The sequence below is a fragment of the Aureimonas endophytica genome, from assembly GCF_014642635.1.
Taxonomy (GTDB): Bacteria; Pseudomonadota; Alphaproteobacteria; order Rhizobiales; family Rhizobiaceae; genus Plantimonas; species Plantimonas endophytica.
The window spans coordinates 216,062-233,217 of record NZ_BMIQ01000008.1 but is presented as its reverse complement, the minus strand read 5'-3'; the positions used below and the strand labels follow the sequence as shown (position 1 = coordinate 233,217).

The 17,156-nt window shown below is 68.0% G+C and carries 18 protein-coding genes; 6 read left to right on the top strand and 12 right to left on the bottom strand.

Going from position 1 to position 17,156, the window contains the following annotated elements; all coding sequences use genetic code 11:
* Window positions 1-68: 68 nt before the first annotated feature.
* Window positions 69-1,421 carry a DEAD/DEAH box helicase gene (locus tag IEY14_RS21750; protein ID WP_188912280.1) on the bottom strand — a complete coding sequence of 451 codons (1,353 nt, stop codon included), beginning with the start codon at window positions 1,419-1,421 and terminating at the stop codon, window positions 69-71.
* A gap of 236 nt (window positions 1,422-1,657) precedes the next feature.
* Window positions 1,658-3,469: an ABC-F family ATP-binding cassette domain-containing protein gene (locus IEY14_RS21745; protein ID WP_188912278.1), complete on the bottom strand. Its 1,812-nt coding sequence runs from the start codon at window positions 3,467-3,469 to the stop codon at window positions 1,658-1,660.
* A 101-nt stretch (window positions 3,470-3,570) separates the two neighbouring features.
* Between IEY14_RS21745 and IEY14_RS21740 the strand changes: the two genes are divergently transcribed.
* The gene (locus IEY14_RS21740; protein WP_188912276.1) at window positions 3,571-3,852 is read left to right on the top strand and encodes a ribbon-helix-helix domain-containing protein; all 282 of its coding nucleotides are present in this window, start codon (window positions 3,571-3,573) and stop codon (window positions 3,850-3,852) included.
* A 36-nt stretch (window positions 3,853-3,888) separates the two neighbouring features.
* On the opposite strand, the gene IEY14_RS21735 is transcribed toward IEY14_RS21740, so the two are convergent.
* The 4 genes from IEY14_RS21735 to IEY14_RS21720 all read right to left on the bottom strand — a co-directional run bounded on the left by IEY14_RS21735 (window position 3,889) and on the right by IEY14_RS21720 (window position 10,363).
* The gene (locus tag IEY14_RS21735) at window positions 3,889-7,038 is read right to left on the bottom strand and encodes an efflux RND transporter permease subunit (protein WP_188912274.1); all 3,150 of its coding nucleotides are present in this window, start codon (window positions 7,036-7,038) and stop codon (window positions 3,889-3,891) included.
* Window positions 7,035-8,306, bottom strand: a complete 1,272-nt coding sequence (locus tag IEY14_RS21730; RefSeq protein ID WP_188912272.1) for an efflux RND transporter periplasmic adaptor subunit — start codon at window positions 8,304-8,306, stop codon at window positions 7,035-7,037. Before IEY14_RS21730 ends, IEY14_RS21735 begins: the two co-directional genes overlap by 4 nt.
* 181 nt (window positions 8,307-8,487) lie before the next feature.
* Entirely contained in the window at window positions 8,488-10,017 is a 1,530-nt protein-coding gene (locus IEY14_RS21725; protein ID WP_188912270.1) for a PRC-barrel domain-containing protein, read from the bottom strand.
* Between the two features lie 169 nt (window positions 10,018-10,186).
* Window positions 10,187-10,363: a DUF1328 domain-containing protein gene (locus IEY14_RS21720; RefSeq protein WP_244639620.1), complete on the bottom strand. Its 177-nt coding sequence runs from the start codon at window positions 10,361-10,363 to the stop codon at window positions 10,187-10,189.
* A 176-nt stretch (window positions 10,364-10,539) separates the two neighbouring features.
* On the opposite strand from IEY14_RS21720, the gene IEY14_RS21715 reads away from it, so the two are divergent.
* Window positions 10,540-11,505, top strand: a complete 966-nt coding sequence (locus tag IEY14_RS21715; RefSeq protein WP_188912267.1) for a diacylglycerol/lipid kinase family protein — start codon at window positions 10,540-10,542, stop codon at window positions 11,503-11,505.
* A gap of 56 nt (window positions 11,506-11,561) precedes the next feature.
* On the opposite strand, the gene IEY14_RS21710 is transcribed toward IEY14_RS21715, so the two are convergent.
* From IEY14_RS21710 to IEY14_RS21685, 6 genes are all read right to left on the bottom strand, one after another.
* The gene (locus tag IEY14_RS21710) at window positions 11,562-11,879 is read right to left on the bottom strand and encodes a hypothetical protein (RefSeq protein WP_188912265.1); all 318 of its coding nucleotides are present in this window, start codon (window positions 11,877-11,879) and stop codon (window positions 11,562-11,564) included.
* Window positions 11,880-11,899: 20 nt separating this feature from the next.
* Window positions 11,900-12,169: a hypothetical protein gene (locus IEY14_RS21705; RefSeq protein ID WP_188912263.1), complete on the bottom strand. Its 270-nt coding sequence runs from the start codon at window positions 12,167-12,169 to the stop codon at window positions 11,900-11,902.
* A 91-nt stretch (window positions 12,170-12,260) separates the two neighbouring features.
* Window positions 12,261-12,698, bottom strand: coding sequence for a phage holin family protein (locus tag IEY14_RS21700; protein WP_188912261.1), 438 nt, complete (start codon window positions 12,696-12,698; stop codon window positions 12,261-12,263).
* Window positions 12,698-13,045, bottom strand: coding sequence for an ElaB/YgaM/YqjD family protein (locus IEY14_RS21695; RefSeq protein ID WP_188912259.1), 348 nt, complete (start codon window positions 13,043-13,045; stop codon window positions 12,698-12,700). Before IEY14_RS21695 ends, IEY14_RS21700 begins: the two co-directional genes overlap by 1 nt.
* 110 nt (window positions 13,046-13,155) lie before the next feature.
* Window positions 13,156-13,707: a sigma-70 family RNA polymerase sigma factor gene (locus IEY14_RS21690; RefSeq protein ID WP_188912257.1), complete on the bottom strand. Its 552-nt coding sequence runs from the start codon at window positions 13,705-13,707 to the stop codon at window positions 13,156-13,158.
* A gap of 10 nt (window positions 13,708-13,717) precedes the next feature.
* A complete protein-coding gene (locus tag IEY14_RS21685) occupies window positions 13,718-13,936 on the bottom strand; it encodes a NepR family anti-sigma factor (RefSeq protein WP_188912255.1) in 219 nt (72 codons plus the stop codon).
* 271 nt (window positions 13,937-14,207) lie between these two features.
* On the opposite strand from IEY14_RS21685, the gene IEY14_RS21680 reads away from it, so the two are divergent.
* The 4 genes from IEY14_RS21680 (at window position 14,208) to IEY14_RS21665 (ending at window position 17,144) form a co-directional block, all read left to right on the top strand.
* Window positions 14,208-15,002 (top strand): response regulator, encoded by a 795-nt coding sequence (locus IEY14_RS21680; protein ID WP_188912253.1) that lies wholly within the window; start codon window positions 14,208-14,210, stop codon window positions 15,000-15,002.
* 424 nt (window positions 15,003-15,426) lie between these two features.
* A complete protein-coding gene (locus tag IEY14_RS21675) occupies window positions 15,427-16,392 on the top strand; it encodes a sensor histidine kinase (RefSeq protein WP_188912251.1) in 966 nt (321 codons plus the stop codon).
* 73 nt (window positions 16,393-16,465) lie between these two features.
* Window positions 16,466-16,756 carry a hypothetical protein gene (locus tag IEY14_RS21670; RefSeq protein ID WP_188912250.1) on the top strand — a complete coding sequence of 97 codons (291 nt, stop codon included), beginning with the start codon at window positions 16,466-16,468 and terminating at the stop codon, window positions 16,754-16,756.
* A gap of 109 nt (window positions 16,757-16,865) precedes the next feature.
* A complete protein-coding gene (locus tag IEY14_RS21665) occupies window positions 16,866-17,144 on the top strand; it encodes a YMGG-like glycine zipper-containing protein (RefSeq protein ID WP_188912248.1) in 279 nt (92 codons plus the stop codon).
* Window positions 17,145-17,156 lie beyond the last annotated feature (12 nt).

The following is a 17,156-nucleotide window of genomic DNA, read 5'->3' as shown; positions in this document are numbered from 1 at the left end:
AACGGGGGGCGGCCGCCAAAGGCGAAGAGGCCCGGATCGACGGTCGATCCGGGCCTCTTCGATTCTCGTCAGGCGAAGGCGGTGCCGGTCCTCGGCGCGCCGCCGCCATTGCGGTTCGGCCGGCGCCGGCCGCGATTGCGCTTGGCGCCGTCGCCGGCATCCGCCTTGGCGGCGCGCGGCGGCGGATTGGGCCCGCGCGACTGGCGGCCCGGATGGGCGCGGGCCGGGGCGGGGGCCGGACGGCTCGGGCGCGGGGCCCGCTCCTCGCGCGCCGCGCCTTCGGGCACCACGATGTCGCTTTCCTTCGGATCGAAGCGAAGGCCCGTGATCTTCTCGATCGCCTTCAGCTTCAGGCGCTCCGACGGATCGACCAGCGCCACGGCGACGCCGGACTTGCCGGCCCGCGCCGTGCGGCCGATGCGGTGCACGTAGCTTTCCGGCTCTTCCGGCAGGTCGAAATTCACGACATGGCTGATGTCGTCGACATGGATGCCGCGTGCCACGATATCGGTCGCGACGAGAACGCGCATCTGGCCGGAATGAAAGGCGGAAAGCGCCTTCTGGCGGGCGCCCTGGCTCTTGTTGCCATGGATCGCCATGGCCTCGATGCCGGCCTTGCCGAGATCCTCGGCGAGGCGGTTCGCGCCGTGCTTGGTGCGGGTGAAGACGACGACCTTATCGACGCCCGGCTCGCCGAGATGGCGGATCAGCCAGTATTTCTTGGCTTTCTGCGGCACGAGCCAGACGCTCTGGTCGATCTTCTCGACGGTCACGACCTCCGGCGTCACCTCGACGCGCACCGGCTCCTTCAGGATCTTGGCGGCCAGCGAGGCGACGTTCTGCGGCATGGTGGCCGAGAAGAGCAGCGACTGGCGCTTGGCCGGCACCGCCTTCACGATCCGCGTCACGTCGCGGATGAAGCCCATGTCGAGCATGCGGTCGGCCTCGTCGAGGACGAGATGGCTGATGGCCGAAAGCTCGATCGCGCCCTGCTCGAGAAGGTCGAGGAGACGACCGGGCGTCGCGACGACGATCTCGACGCCGCGCGCCAGGGCTTCGGCCTGCGGCCGAGCGCTGACGCCGCCGAAGACGGTGGCGTATTTCAGCTTGGTGCGGTCGGAGAGCTTCTTGATGGTCTCGGCGATCTGGAGGGCCAGTTCGCGCGTCGGCGCGAGGATGAGCGCCAGCGGGCGCTTCGGCGCGGCGCGCTGGCCGGATTTCAGCAGGGCGTCGAGCAGGGGCAGCGCGAAGGCGGCGGTCTTGCCGGTGCCGGTCTGGGCGATGCCGAGAACATCGCGGCCCTGGAGCTGCGGGGGGATCGCCTGCGCCTGGATCGGCGTCGGCGTGGTGAGCTCGGCACGCTCCAGCGCGGCGAGCAGGACATCGGCGAGGCCGAGGTCCTTGAAGAGAATCTGAGTCAAAAGCGGCTTTCGAGATTGGCAGAACAGACGTCCCGCGAATGTTCGACCGCTTTCGCGCTTGAAAGACGATCGAAACGGGCCGCGTCGGTTGCTATGGACCGATGGCGCTCGCCTGCGAAGCCGATCCTTGGAAGAGACCGGGAGCAAAGGAGGGAGCGCAGCGCGTCGCGGCGTGAGGCCTCCATATCGGCCCCTTTGTGCGCCGCGTCAACCGCCTTCGACGGGTATCGGCCGTTTCAGCCGCCGAGCTCGGCTTGCAGCATCTCCAGTTCCAGCCATTCGTCCTCGGCCTTGGCGAGTGCCGCGCGATCCTTCTCCAGAGCTTTCGCCAATTCGTCGAAGCGCTTCGGGTTCTTGGCGAAAAGCGCCGGGTCCGCCATTTCGGTCTCGGTCTTGGCGATCGCCTTTTCGAGCCGCGCGATCTCCTTCGGCAGGTTGTCGAGCGCGAATTTCTGCTTGAAGGACAGTTTCGTCGGCGCCGCCGCCGCTTTCGTGCCGGCAGCGCCGGGCGCGGCCTTCGGGCTCTCCTCGCGCTTCGCCTTCTCCTGGCTGGCCGCCGTCCGCCGCTGGATCAGCATGTCGGAATAGCCGCCGGCATATTCGATCCACCGACCTTCGCCGGCGGGGGCGATGGTGGAGGTGACGGTGCGGTCGAGGAAGTCGCGATCGTGGCTGACGAGGAGCACGGTGCCCGGATAATTGGCGACGAGCTCTTCCAGGAGATCCAGCGTCTCCATGTCGAGATCGTTGGTCGGCTCGTCCAGCACCAGGAAATTCGCCGGCGTCGCCAGGGTCTTGGCAAGGAGAAGGCGCGCCCGCTCGCCCCCCGACAGCATGCCGACCGGCGTGCGGATCTGTTCCGGGGAGAACAGGAAGTCCTTCAGATAGCCGACGACATGGCGTAGCTCGCCATTCACCATCACCTGGTCGCCGCGCCCGTCGGTGAGATTGTCGGCGACGGAGGCACCGTCGCGCAGCGCCGCGCGCTTCTGATCGAGAAAGGCGAGGTCCAGATTGGTGCCGCGCCGCACGCGGCCCTGATCGGGCTCCGTCTCGCCGATCAGCATCTTCAGAAGGGTCGTCTTGCCGGCGCCGTTCGGGCCGACGAAGCCGATGCGGTCGCCGCGCAGGATGCGGGTCGAGAAGTCCTTCACGAGGACGCGCTCGCCATAGGCCTTGGTCACCGCCTCGGCCTCGACCACCAGCTTGCCGCTTTCGCGCGTCTCGCCGGCCTGCATCACCACGTTGCCGGTGGCGCGGCGGGCGTCGCGGCGCTCCTGGCGCATCGTGTGCAGGGCTTCGAGGCGGCGCTGGTTGCGCGTGCGCCGCGCCGTCACGCCGTAGCGCAGCCAATGTTCCTCGCGCTCGATCTTGGCGCTCAGCTTCTGAAGGTCGCGCTCCTCCTCTTCCAGCACCTTATCGCGCCAGCGCTCGAAGCTGCCGAAGCCCTCGTCCAGCCGGCGCACGGCGCCGCGATCCAGCCAGACGGTGGCGGTGGTCGTCTTCTCCAGGAACCGCCGATCGTGGCTGATGACGACGACGGCGCTCCTCAGGCCGGCGACTTCGCCTTCCAACCATTCGATCGTTGGGAGGTCGAGATGGTTGGTGGGCTCGTCGAGGAGCAGGATGTCGGGCTCGGGCGCCAGGACCCGCGCGAGCGCCGCGCGCCGCGCCTCGCCGCCGGAAAGGTCCTGCGGCCGAGCGTCGGCTCGAAGTCCCAGCGCCTCGATGCAGAAGGTGACGCGATAGGGATCGTCGGCCGGGCCGAGACCGGCCGCGACATAGGCCTCGACGCTCGGCGCGTCGCCGAAATCCGGCTCCTGCGCCAGATAGCGCACGGTGGCGGCGGGCTTGCGGAAGACCTCGCCGCCATCCGGCTCGACGCGGCCGGCGGCGATCTTCAGCAGCGTCGACTTGCCCGAGCCGTTGCGGCCGACAAGGGCGATGCGATCGCCCGGCAGGACGTTCAGCTCGACGCCGGAGAGGAGGGGCGTGCCGCCGAAGGTCAGCCGGACGCCGTCGAGACGAAGCAAGGGAGGGGGTGCCATGGCCGGCTTCTAGCCGATGCCGTTCGGGAGAGGAACCGCTTCCGTCTTGTTCCCAGCTAAGGGTAATGGCATTTACCCGCCGATTCCATGGAGATTCCATAGTGGCGACGATCGAGATCATCATCCCTGAAAAAATGCTGGAATGGGTGCGGGCCCAGGTCGAGGAGGGATTCTATGTCGATGCCGGCGACTATATCCGCCACCTGATCCGCAACGACCAGATGGTCGAAGGCGAGGAATTCGTCGAGCTGGTGGAGTTCGAGGAAGCGCTGAACCAGGGCCTGCTCGGCCATGCCGAGGCGACCGTGATCGAGGCCGAGGAAGTTGCCGCGTCCGAGGACGAAGGCAAGCCCTCCGGCAAGAAGCAGGGCAAGAAGCGCTAAAGCGCAGCCTGAACCCCGCGCCCTCGCGCCCGGCGGCTATTCCGCCGGGGCGGGGAGGGCGGCGCGCTCGGCCGCCGCGATGTCGCGATGCAGCGCCGCCGTCCGTTCCGAATTCGGCTGCGAGAAGCGGCCGAGCAGGAGATAGGCGACCGGGGTGACGTAGAGCGTCGAGAAGGTCGCGAGGCCGAGTCCGCCGACGATCACATAGCCGAGCGCGACGCGCGCCTCGGCTCCGGCGCCGCTGGCGAAGATCAGCGGCACGCCGCCGACGACGGTCGCGATCATCGTCATCATCACCGGACGCAGCCGGATCAGCGCTGCCTTCTCCACCGCCTCGCGCAGACCCATGCCCTCCTCGCGCAGCTGATTGGCGAATTCCACGACGAGGATGCCGTTCTTCGCCATGATGCCGACGAGCAGCACCAGGCCGATCTGGCTGTAGAGATTGAGGCTGATGCCGAAGAAGGCGAGGGCGAAGACCGCGCAGGCCACGCCGAGCGGCACGGTGGCGATGATGATCAGCGCCGAGACGAAGCTCTCGAACTGCGCGGCGAGCACCAGGACGATGACGACGATGGCGAAGCCGAAGACGACGGCGAGGCCGTTCGAGGTCTGTTGCAGCGTCGCGGCCTCGGCGAGCGGCACGAGCCGCATCGAGTCGGGAAGTTCCGTGCGCGCCAGCGCCTCGACATCCGCCCAGCCGCTGGCGATCGGCGTGCCTTCCGGCAGGTCGGCGGCGAGCGTCACGGCGCGCGAGCGGTTCTCGCGATTGAGCGAGGGCGCGATCGGGCGCTCCTCCACCTTCGCGATGGAGGACATCGGCACCAGCCGGCCGTCGCGCGTCTTCAGGAAGATATTGGCGAGATCGCCGGGATCGTTGACCGGATGGCCGGTCGCGACGATGCGGATCGGCACGGACTTGTCGTCGAGAAAGGTGCGGCCGGTCTCGCGCCCGTCGAGCAGCGCCTGCATCGCCTCGGCGAGCCCGTCGATATCGACGCCGAGATCGGAGGCGCGGATGCGGTCGACCACGACGGAAAGCTGCGGCTGCGCCGCCTCCACCGCCAGCTGCACCCGGCCCCAGCGGCCGTCGCGCTCCATGGCGCTCTTGAAGCGCTCCGCCGCGTCGGCGAGCTCCTCGTAATTCTGGCCGGCAATGGCGAATTGCAGCCCCTGGCCGCCGCCGCGAATGCCGAGCGAGTTCGGCTGGATCGCGACCGCGCGCACGCCCGGAATGCCGGCGAGCTGCCGGTTCACCTCGGCGACGATCTGCTGCTGGCTGCGCTCGCGCCGATCCCAGTCGGCGAGCGACATCACGAGAAAGCCGGAATTGGCGGAGCCGCGCCCCGCCGTCGCGTAGATGTTGGTCGCCTCGCCGCTCTTCACATAGGGCAGGAGCACGTCCTCCACCTGCCGCATCTGGGCGGCGGTATAGTCGACGCTGGCGCTCTGCGGCGCGGTGATGCGCATCAGCGCGACGCCGCGATCCTCGGACGGGGTCAGTTCCTGCGGCAGGGTCTGGAAGGTCAAATAGGCGGCATAGGAGAAGAGGGCGGCCACCACGACGACGACGAGCGGAAAGGCGAGGCAGGCGCGGATCGTCACGGCGTAGAAACCGGCGAGCCCGGCGCCGAGACGGCGGATGCCGCGCGACAGGAGGCCCGGCGGGCGCTCGCTCTCCTTCGGCTTCACGAAATGCGCCGCGAGCATCGGGCAGAGCGTCAAAGCGACGAAGGCCGAGATGACGACGGCGACGGCCAGCACATAGCCGAATTCGCGGAACAGCCCGCCCGCCGCGCCCGGCAGGAAGGAGATCGGCACGAAGACGGCGGCGAGCGTCGCGGTGGTGGAGATCACGGCGAAGAAGACCTCGCGCGTGCCGAGCACCGCCGCCGCGCTCGGCCTCGCGCCCATGTCGCGCCGGCGCACGATGTTCTCCAGAACGATGATCGCGTCGTCCACCACCATGCCGGTCGCCAGCACCAGTGCGAGCAGCGTCAGGATGTTGATCGAGAAGCCGGCGAGATAGACGAAGGTGAGGACGCCGATCAGCGCGATCGGCATCGTCACTGCCGGAATGAGCGTCGCGCGGAGATTCAGGAGGAAGACGAAGATGACGGCGATGACGATGACGACGGCATAGATCAGCGATAGCTCCACCTCGTGGATGGCGCCGTTGATGAAGACGGCATTGTCGCTCGTCACCGACACCTTCACGCCGTTCGGCAGGCTGGCGTTCAGCCGGTCCACCTCGGCGCGGATCCGGTCGGAGATCTCCAGCGTCGAGGAGCCCGCCTGCCGCACGACGCCGAGGCCGATGCCGGTCTCGCCATTGACGCGCTGCTGCGAGGCGGCCTCGTCCGGGCCGAAGCGCACGGAGGCGATGTCGCGCAGCCGGGTGCGGTCGTTGAGGGCGATCGCCTCGAAGGCCTCGGGCGTCGTGACATTGGCGTCGGCCCGCACGATCAGATCCTGCGTCGGCGAGGCGAGGGAGCCGGCCGGCACATCGAGCGCCACGTTGCGCAGCGCCGACGCGACGTCGGCGACCGACAGGCCGCGCGTCGCCAGCTGGTCGGGATCGATGTCGACATAGACGATCCGCTCGCGCTCGCCCGACAGCTGGATATCGGCGACGCCCTCGACCGCCGCCAGCTGGTCGGCGATCCGGTCCTCGACCAGCGTCGTCAGCTCCTCGATCGGCAGGCCGGGGGCCAGCACCGCGAGGCGCATGATCGGGTCGGCATCGGCGTCGGCCTTGACGATGCGCGGCTCGTCGGCCTCGTCCGGCAGGGTGTTGGCGAGGCGGCTCACTGCGTCGCGCACGTCGCTCGCCGCGACGTTGAGATCGGTCGCGCTGGTGAATTCGATCGTGACGCGGCTCTGGCCGAAGCGCGAGGCGGAGGAGACCGAGGCGATGCCGGACACGCGCGCGACGGCGCTTTCCACCTCGCTGGTGATCTGGCGATCGACGGTCTCCGGCGCGGCGCCCTCGAAATCGATCGACACGGTGATGACCGGTCGGTCGACATTCGGCAATTCGCGCACTTCGACCGCGCGCAGCGAGGCGAGGCCGGCGACGACGATGAGGAGGTTGAGGACGATCGTCAGGACCGGCCGGCGGATGAAGAGGCTGGTGAAGGCGGTCAGCCCGTCGGGCTTCGCCGAACCGGCGCCGTGGCCGCTCATCGGCCGTCGGTCCCGGCCTCGGCGCGCCGGTCGGCGGCCGGCGCGTTCCGCTCGGCGGCGGGCGGCAGGGCGCCGTCGTCGCGGGCCGGGCCCGTCGGGGCCGGCCGCGTGTCGCGCACGTCCACCGTGCCGCCCTCGCGCACCGACTGCACACCCTCGACCACCACCTGATCGCCTCGCTTCAGATCGCCCGCGGTCAGGAGGAGGCTGTCGATATTGCGCTCGACGATGCGCACCGGCGTCTTCTCGATGCGGTTGCCGGCGATCTTCCAGACGAAGGCGCCGTCCCGCTCCCATTGTACCGCCAGGGGATCGACGGCGAGGCGGCGCTCGCCTTCGAGGCGCAGGGTGACGAGAAAGGACATGCCGGGCCGCAACTCGTCGGCGGCGTTGTCGAGCAGCGCCTCGGTGCGCAGCGTGCGGCTCGCCTCGTCGATGCGGCTGTCGATGGCGCTGATCGTGCCGCCATAGCTCTTTTCCGGCCGCGCCGAGGCGAAGGCCTCGACCGGCGCGCCGATGGCGAGGGCGCCGATAAAGCTTTCCGGCGTGTAGAAGATCACCCGGAGACGCGTCCGGTCGTCGATGGTCGCGATCGTGCTCTGGTTCGAGACGAGATCGCCCGGCTCGACATTGACGATGCCGACATGGCCGGCGAGCGGGGCGGAGATCGTGCGCTTGGCGAGCGCGATCTCGGCGGCGCGAAGGTCGAGCCGAGCGTTGTCGCGCTCGCGCGCGACGTCGTTCGCCTCGACCGAGGTGACGGCGCGCGACTGGGCGAGGCGCTGATAGCGCTGGAACTTCTCCTCGGCGGCGTCGAGCCCGATGCGCGCCCGCGCGACGGCGAGCTCCTCGTTGTCGTGTTCGAGGATCGCCAGCGGCGCGCCGCTCTCGACCCGGTCGCCCGATTTGAAGGCGACGCTGGCGACGATGCCGGTCGTGTCGGGATAGACGGTCACCGAGCGCTCGGCCTCGCCGCTGCCGATGCCGCGCACCTGCGTGCGCGTTTCGGCCTCGCCGACCGCGCCGGCGACGACGACGACCGGCCGGTTCCGGCCGCGCTCGCCGCCGGCGGGCGTCGCGCCGATCTTCGTCCGGGGCGGCTCGCCGGCATGGGGCGAGAGAGCGAGGATGGCGCCGCGAAGCGTCGTCGCATCCTCCGGCAGGGCGGCGAGCGCCAGACGCGCCGGCCGATCGTCGAGGGCCATCCAGGCGATGACGCCGACGAGAAGGGCGGCAAGCGTGACGAGACTATGCTTCAGGAGAGCCATGTCTTTCCTTGGGGTGCGGTCCATGAACCCTTGATGAACCGCAGATCGATCGCGGCGAAGGATAGCATCGCCGGCAGAGGCCTTCCGCTAAATTTCTCGTCAGACGGAATGATCACTGACCATAAACGCAACGAGCCCGCATGAAGCGGGCTCGTCTTGTTTGCGGATGCTTTGGACCAGCTTACTGGGCCGGCTGGCTCGCATTGCCCTGGCCGGTCGTCGCCGAAGGCGCGTTGCCCGGCTCGACCCGCATGGTGCTGCGGTTCTGGGCATAGGTCTCGCGGTTGAATTCCGGCGCGTTCTTCAGCTGGTCCTCGGTGAACTGGGTATAGACGTTCACCTTGCCGTTGCCGTCGCGCATGAACTGGAGATTGTCCATGGCGACCGCCACCGGCTTGGAGCCGATGCCGAGGAAGCCGCCGACATCGACCACGATCGCGTCGACGCGGCCGTCGCCGGTCAGCGCGATGTCGCCGACCTTGCCGATGCTGCGATCGTTCGGACCGTAGACCGAGACGCCGCTGAGATTGTCGGCGGTGAGTTCCGGTCCCGAAATCGGCTGCATCGAGGCGCGGTCGTTCGTCGTGGTGGAGGCCGTCGTCGAATTGTCGGCATTCATCGTGTCGGGATTGGCGCTGTTCTGCGCCGCGACCGTCGTGTCGGTGCCGGTCGTCGCCGAGGGAGCCGCGCCGATGGCGCCGCCCATGCCGGCCGCGCCGCCGGTCGCCGCCGCGTTGTTGTTCGCGACATTGGTGGCATCGCGATCACGCGTCTCGAAGGTCGGGGCACCGTTCAGCTGATCCTTCGTCGCGGCCAGGATCAGGCGCGGCTCGGACGAATTGCCGTTCTCCGACTGCATGGAGATCTGCTGATACGGCACGCCGACATCCTTCTCGCCGATGCCGAGGAAGCCGCCGACGCCGACCACCACGACCGGAACCTCGCCGGTCTTGGTCAGGACGAGATCGTTCACCGAACCGATCGTCTGGGCGTCGTCGCCCGGGCCCGAATAGACATTGCTGCCGATGATGTCCTCGGCGAGCTTCTGGTCGTTGCCGAGCGAGGCGAGATAGCCGTTGCTGGAGCCCATCGCCGCCGAGTCCATCGGCTGGGCGCCGCCGGCCGGAGCGGCCGGAGCCGCCGCGCCGTTGTTGGCGGCTATGTTGTTGTTGGCCGCCGGCTGGCCGGCCGTGCCGACACCGGTGCCCGGCGCCATCGCGCCGTTATTGGCCGCCTCCTGCGCGGTGCGCGAGGTGAAGGCCGGGGCCGACTGGAGATCGGTGAGGCTCGCCTTCAGGATGGCGCGCTGGTTGCCGTCCTGCGCCTGGATCCAGTCGATCTTGTCGACCGGCGCGGCGACCGTCTTGTTCTGGTCGAGGCCGCTGGTCGAGATCACCACCGCCGCGACCTTGCCGTCGCGATCGATCACGAAATTATCGACGTCGCCGATCTTCTTGGCGTCTTGCGCGTCGGTCTCGTAGAGATCCGTGCCCTTCAGGTTGGAGGCGAGATACTGGTCGGCCTCGAGCTTCTGGACATAGGAACCGTTCGCGGCGGCGGGTGCCGGCGAGGCCGTGGTGGTGGCCGCGTCGTTCGACATCGGCGCCGGGGCGGCGGCGGGGGCCGTCTGCGAGGGCTGCGTGGACTGGGCGAAGGCGCTGGTCGCCAAGAGGCCCGCGAGCGCGGTGGTGGCGAGTAGGGTGCGGATCATTCTGTCGTCCTCCTAAGTGCGGTAGGCCGGCAAGGATTTCTGTCGCGCGGCGCGCGACCGGCCGTGTCTCTTCACTTAAAGAAGGCGCCTCGGATCGTTCGGTTCCTCGCGATCCGAGGCAAATTCGAAGCGTCGCGCCGGTTTTCCGCCGGGCGGCGCGGAGCGGCGATCAGACCACCTTGAAGGCGAGCCAGCCGAAGAGGAGAGCGATCAGGATGACCGCCAGGACGATGAAGATCAGGATCTTGGCGAGACCAGCCGACGCGCCCGCGACGCCCCGGAAGCCGAGCAGGCTGGCGATGGCGGCCACCACCAGCAGGATGACGATCCATTTCACGAGGTCCACGGGCGATCTCCTCATTGTCGCGCCGCCTCGGCGGGTGCCGCCGGGCTTCGGGCGCTGCGCTTCGCCTCATCTAGCGCGCGCGGGACGAAGGGGAGCGGCCCCCGCGGGCCGCCGATGAAAGATTGCCTGAGCTTTCTACATGGCTGCGGACCAGTCCCCGTGCGGATCGTCGCGACATGAAGATACATGCCATCCTGAATGCCGAAGGCGGCACCCTGCGCACGATGGATCTGGACGCGCTGCGCCAGGAGCTGACGGACGAATTCGGCCTCCACGGCCACAGCGTCGAGACGGAGATCCTGAAGGGCTCGGAGATCGGCGCCGCGATCGAGCGCGCCGCCGGGCGCGAGGATATCGATGTCCTTCTCGTCGGCGGCGGCGACGGCACCGTTTCCTCGGCGGCGGAGGCGCTGATGAACAAGAAGGTGGCGCTCGGCATCCTGCCGGCCGGCACCATGAATCTCTTCGCCCGCACCCTGCAATTGCCGCAGCAGCTCGACGCCGCGATCGCGGCGCTCGCCGATGGCGTCGTCACCGAAGTCGACATCGCGACGGTGAACGGCAAGCCCTTCGTCCACCAGTTCGCCGTCGGCGTCCATGCCCGCATGGTGCGCATGCGCGACCGCCTCAACTATCGCTCCCGCATCGGCAAGATGATCGCCTCCACAAGGGCCATCCTGACGACGCTCTACCGCCTGCCGATCGTCGAGGTGGAGGTGCAGATCGAAGGCCAGGCGCGGCGCATGCGGACGCCGGCTTTGGCCATTTCCAACAATCTCTATGGCGAGGGCCATCTGCCCTATGCCGACGATCCGCGCGGCGGCGTGCTCGGCATCTATATCTGCCGCACGCGGGACCGTCTGGCGGTGGCGCGGCTGACGCTCGCGATCCTCTTCGGCTCCTGGCGCAACAATCCCTCGCTCGACGTCTATACCGCGCAGCGGGTCGTCTTCGACTATCGGCACAAGCGGCGGAAGAACCGGGCGGTGCGCGACGGCGAGCTGGAGGAAGTGGCGCTGACCTCAGAGGTCGTCCTGCATCCGAAGGCGCTGCGGGCGCTGGTGCCGCGCGAGGCGACCTATCTGGAGAAATCGGGCGAGTCCGCCGTCCCGGAAGCCGATCTGGCGGCGTCCGCGAACTGAACGCCGAAAGGGGCGGCCATGCGACAGGCCGCCCCTTTCGGATGTCTGCTTCGGATCTACTCGTCCGCCGCGTCGCGGTCGGAAAGCGCCTCGCCCTCGACATGCCGCGTGCCGGAATAGTCGTGCCCACCTTCGGCCAGCATCGACAGGGCGTCCATGATCTTCACCTGGAGCGGCGCATATTCCTCGTCGCCGCGCGCATAGTCGTCGTCGAGAATGCGCTGGCGGAGATCGGTGAGCCGCAGCGCCCGTTCCTCGTCGGAAAGGCTGGCATCGCCGAGAACATCGTCGATCTCCTCCTGGCTGACCACCGCCGCCGTCTTCTGCTGGACGAGACCGGCATCGATCCCATCCCTGTCCGGCGCGTCGCTCATCGTCTCCTCCCGGTCTGGCCTCAGTTGGCGGTGTCGCCGCTGGACGAGGGCCCGGAGGTCTGCGGCGTCACGACCGAGCCGCTCGGTGCCGGCTGGGCGGAATCGGGGGCGGGCGGCGTCAGCCCACCCCCGGTCTCGGCCTTCGGCAAGGTCTGGTCGGGCATGAAATAGCCGTAGACCGCCATGCCCGCCCCGGCGATGACCACGAGGATCATCGCGGCGATCAGGATCCTCAGGACCGGAGTACCTTTGCGGCCCTGCCGGGCATCCTGGGGATCGAGACGAGTCATGCCGGGCCTCCCTGTTGCTTGGTCTATTTATGGTCTTGCGCCCCGAGGGCGAGGGTCGCCGCCCGGCCGGAGCCGGGCGGCGACGAGGGAACTATTCGTCCCTGAAGGCGGTGATCGCCTTGTAAAGGCCGAGGAAGCCGAGGGCGGCCATCGGAATGATGACGAGGCCGCGCTTGCGCCGCATCAGCCGGAAGATCTGCGGCGCGTTGGACATGGCCGTGACGCCGGCGATCGAGGCGATCTCGCGCTGGAGCGTTTCGGCGCGCTGCCCCTTCGGCTGGCCCGCGGAGGAGCGGGCCAGGAGAAAAGCCACCAAGGTCAGCACCAAGAAGACGCCGGCAAAGACCAGCGCCGTCAGGATCGGCCCGAGATGGGTTTCGACCCAGGCGAACAGCGCCATCAGAAGAAAGATCACCGTGATCAGGCCGAAGACGCCCATGACCACGTACCAGGTGGCCATGTTGCGCAGCCGGGCGAAGTAGATCCCGGCCTCGCCCGTCAGAAGCCGCGCGATCAGGGCGAATGGCATCAGTGGAACAGGCGCGCGTAGACGTAGCCGACGGCCGCAGCAATCAGCACATATTTCACCGGTTCGGCACGCACCTTCTCGCTGAACTGCTCCTCGAGCTCGTTCGCGGTCTCCTGCGCCTGGCGCAGATAGTGCTCGCCCTGGCTCTTAAGGTCGTCGCGAAGGGCGAAGGCCTGCTGGCGGGCGCTGTCGCGATGGGTGTTGGCGAGGCCCTTCAGCGCCTCGACCACGCCGGCGACGTCCTCGCGCAGCTTGGCGATCTGACGCTCCAGATCCTCCTGGCTGCCCTTCGGACCTTCGGACGCATTCGCCTGGGATTCGTTCTGGAACGGCACGTCGGACGCCATGGATTTCCTCGATTATACGGGGCCGCGTGCGGCCTCTGGACTAACGGAACTGCGACGGAGCGTCGCTGTCCGCCATGGAAATGGCGGAGGCGGGCTTGAGTTCCAGCCCGTCACGCCGCCGGCGCGACGCCGATGATCTGGCTGGAGATCGAATCGGGACCGAACTCGCCGTCGCCCTCGATGCCGAGCACGTCGGCGAGGCGCGAACGGGCGCGCGACACCCGGCTCTTGATCGTGCCGACGGCGCATTTGCAGATCTCGGCCGCCTCCTCGTAGGAAAAGCCAGAGGCGCCGATCAAGATCAGCGCTTCGCGCTGGTCGTCCGGCAGCTGGTCCAGCGCCTTGCGGAAGTCCTGGAGGTCGAGATGGCCCTGCTGTTCGGGATGGCCGGCGAGCTGCATGGCGTGCACGCCGTCCACGTCCTGCACCTCGCGGCCCTTCTTGCGCATCTGCGTGTAGAACTCGTTGCGCAGGATGGTGAAGAGCCAAGCCTTCAGATTGGTCCCCGGCTGGAACGTGTGCTGCTTGTCCCAGGCCTTGACCAGCGTCTCCTGGACGAGATCGTCGGCACGGTCGAAGGAGCCCGAGAGCGACGCGGCGAAGGCGCGCAGATTCGGGATGATCGCGATGAGCTCGCGACGGAAATCGTGATCCTGGCTCATGGGGCCTCCCTTATTCGTGGCCCGTGTTCTTCGTGTCCTGTTCGGCGCGGTCGAGCGCGTCCAGGAGGGAGAGGAACCGGTCCGGGATCGGTTCGCTCGCGACGTCGTCGTAAAAGGCCTTCAGCTTCCGTCCGATAGCGGTATTGGGTCCGAGATCGGCCGATGGGGACGCCGTCGGGCTGGCATGGGAGCCTTGCACAATATTGCCCTCGCGCTTGCGGTCTTCCATCAAATGCCCTGCGCCTGTGCCGGTGGTCCTGGCGGAAACGAGATGCCGCGCCGTTGCGGTCTCGTTCCCTCCGCGATCTTACATGTACAGGCCGCGCCACTTCTCAAGATGCGAAATGGCGCCGGGATCGAGATCGGACAACGGCGTGGCGGCGCCATGGGCTTCGCAGCGGTTTCGCTTTTTGTTACGGCACCTATGTTCCGGCTATGGAACTTGCCCGCGAGCACCTATCTTGAGTTCCAGTCCTCAGATCGACACGAGGGGAGAATACATGTCGATGTCGTCCCGCATTGCGCCGCATATCCCGTATCTTCGCCGCTACGCGCGCGCGCTGAGCGGTTCGCAGGCGAGCGGCGATGCCTATGTCGCGGCGGTTCTGGAAACGCTGATCGCCGATCCGAGCCTCTTCAAGGCGGACGAGAGCCCGCGCATCGCGCTCTACCGGCTCTTTTCCTCGCTCTGGCAGTCGATCGAGGTGAATATCCGCGAGGATGCGCCGGTCTCGGCCTGGGAAGAGCGGACCTCGCGCAATCTGCGCGCCATCGCGCCCCTGCCGCGCCAGGCCTTCCTGCTCGTCGCGGTCGAAGGCTTCACCGGCTCGGAAGGCGCCACGATCCTCGGCGTCGGCGAGGCGGAATTCTCCCGTCTCATCGACGAGGCGAGCTCCGATATCGGCCGGCAGGTCTCGACCGAGATCATGATCATCGAGGACGAGCCGCTGATCGCCATGGATATCGAGCAGATGGTCGAGAGCCTCGGCCATAAGGTGACGGGCATCGCCCGCACCCACAAGGAGGCGATCGCGCTCTTCGAGCAGGAGAAGCCGGGCATGGTGCTCGCCGACATCCAGCTCGCCGACGGCTCGTCCGGCATCGACGCGGTGAACGACATCCTGGCCCGCGTCAGCGTGCCGGTGATCTTCATCACCGCCTTCCCGGAGCGCCTGCTGACGGGCGAACGGCCGGAGCCGACCTTCCTCGTCACCAAGCCGTTCAATCCCGACATGGTGAAGGCCCTCATCAGCCAGGCCCTGTTCTTCGACAGCGAAAGCCGCGTCGCGGCCTGAGCGCCGGGAAACGACAGGGCTCGGCCCCGGTGGAAGCGCGCCGGGGCGCGACCCGGAAGCGTTGGCCGGGGCGGGGCCGCTACGGCTTCACCTCATCGAAGGCCGGATCCCGCGCGGCCGGCCGGCGGGGTCGCGGGGCCGCCATTTGCCTTTCTCCAAACCGTCCGTTAGCTGGCTACGAAACGCGGCCGGCGAGGTCGCGAGGCATTCTCGCCGCGACATCTGCGGCGAATGCGATGAAACCGAAGTGGTATGATCTTCGTATGATGTTGACCGAGCCGGTTCGCCGGCCATCGCAATGGCGCGGAAGACGGTGAAGGGGAGTATCATGCCGATGGGGCCGAGTATCCGACCCGGTACGGCCCTTGAGGACGCCGACGAGCGCGGTGTCGCGCCACGGCCGGATGACACGGACGCAGCCCGCATGGCCGCCGCGAAGGCCATGGCGGCGCTGAACAATACCGAACTAACGCTCTTCTCGCAGCGCTCGGATCTGATCTACGACTGGATTCACAACGCGAAGGGCTCTTGGCTGGAGAGGGCCGAGCCCGGCCAGTCGGACCGGGATATCCTGGGCGATGCCAATGCGATCCGCATGACCGCCCTCAAGGAAGAGGTGCTGCGCAGCGGCAAGGCGACGCGTTTCGAACTCTCCGTCGTCGCCGGGGCGGTGATCCGCTGGTTCGACATCCGCGTCGATGTCGAGCGGGCCGCCGACGGCGCCACCATCGGCCTCGTCGGCACGTCTTTGGAGATCACCGACCAGAAGCGGCGCGAGGAGACGCTGAAGACGCTGCTGCGCGAGCTGTCGCACCGGTCGAAGAATCTTCTCGCCATCATTCAGAGCCTGGCTTCGCAGACCGCGCGCCACTCGGTGACCGTGCCGGAATTCCTCGTCCGCTTCCGCGGCCGCATCCAGTCGCTGTCCTCCTCGCAGGACATCGTGACCGATGCCGACTGGCGCGGCGCCGACCTCATCAATCTCGTGCGGATGCAGGTGGAGCGCTACGCGCCGGACGGCATGGAGCAGGTGCGCTTCGACGGGCCGGACGTCTATCTCTCGCCCACCGCCTCGCTCCATGTCGGGCTCGCTTTCCATGAACTCGCGGTCAATGCCGCGTCCTATGGCTCGCTCTCGGTGCCCGGCGGGCGCGTCACCATCACCTCGGCCCTCGAAGAGGACGAAGGGGAGCGGGTGCTGCGGCTGGAATGGCAGGAAAGCGGCGGCCCGCAGGTGCGCAGCGATCACGATCCGCGCTTCGGCACCTCGACGCTGGAGCGGATCGTGCCGAATTCGGTCGGCGGGGAGGCCCGCCTGACCTATCGCCGGGACGGCGTGCATTACCGGCTGATGGTGCCGGAGTCACAATTCGAGGAATTCGAGCCTTAAGGCCGGGCGAGTGCGTTCCGTCGCGGAACCTGGCTTCGCGCATCGCATTGGAAGCCCGAAGGAGCCTATCTCGATGGAACAGGTCGCCGCTTTCATGATGCTCGTCGGTTGCAGCGCCGATGCGCAAGCCTGCCACCGGATTCCGGTCTGGGTGCCGACCTATCAGGATGTCGCGACCTGCGAGCGGGATCTTAGGGCCGAGCTCCGCCTCAACGCCTTCAGCGCCGACCGCCTCTATGGGGCTTGCCGGTCGGTCGACGCCGCGACCTTCCGCGACGCGAAGTCGATCGGCTGGTCGATCAGCCGCGACGGGCGACTCGACATCCGCTTCGACCTCGCGCCGCAGGTCGTGGCGGCGCGGTGAGAAACTCGCTGTCAAGCGACTAAATTTTTCGCAAGGCTGCTCTGGATCGCGCCGAAATATGCGACAGATTGCAGGCTGGGACGTGTTTCGCATTGGTAGAGGCGGTTACATGAGGAAGTTGATTCTGTGCGCGGCGGCCGGCGTGATGGTGGCCACGGCGGGGTGCTCGCAGACGGATAAGGACACGGCGCTCGGCGCCGGCGCGGGCGGCCTGATCGGCGCCGGCATCGGCGGTCTCGCTGGCGGCGGACGCGGCGCCCTCATCGGCGGCGCGTTGGGCGCCGGCACCGGCGCCATCGCCGGCAACGTGATCAGCCGCAACAGCCGCACCGGCGATTGCGTCTATCGCGACCGCGACGGCCGCCGTTACGTGGCGGCCTGCCCGTAAGCGGACGAGCCG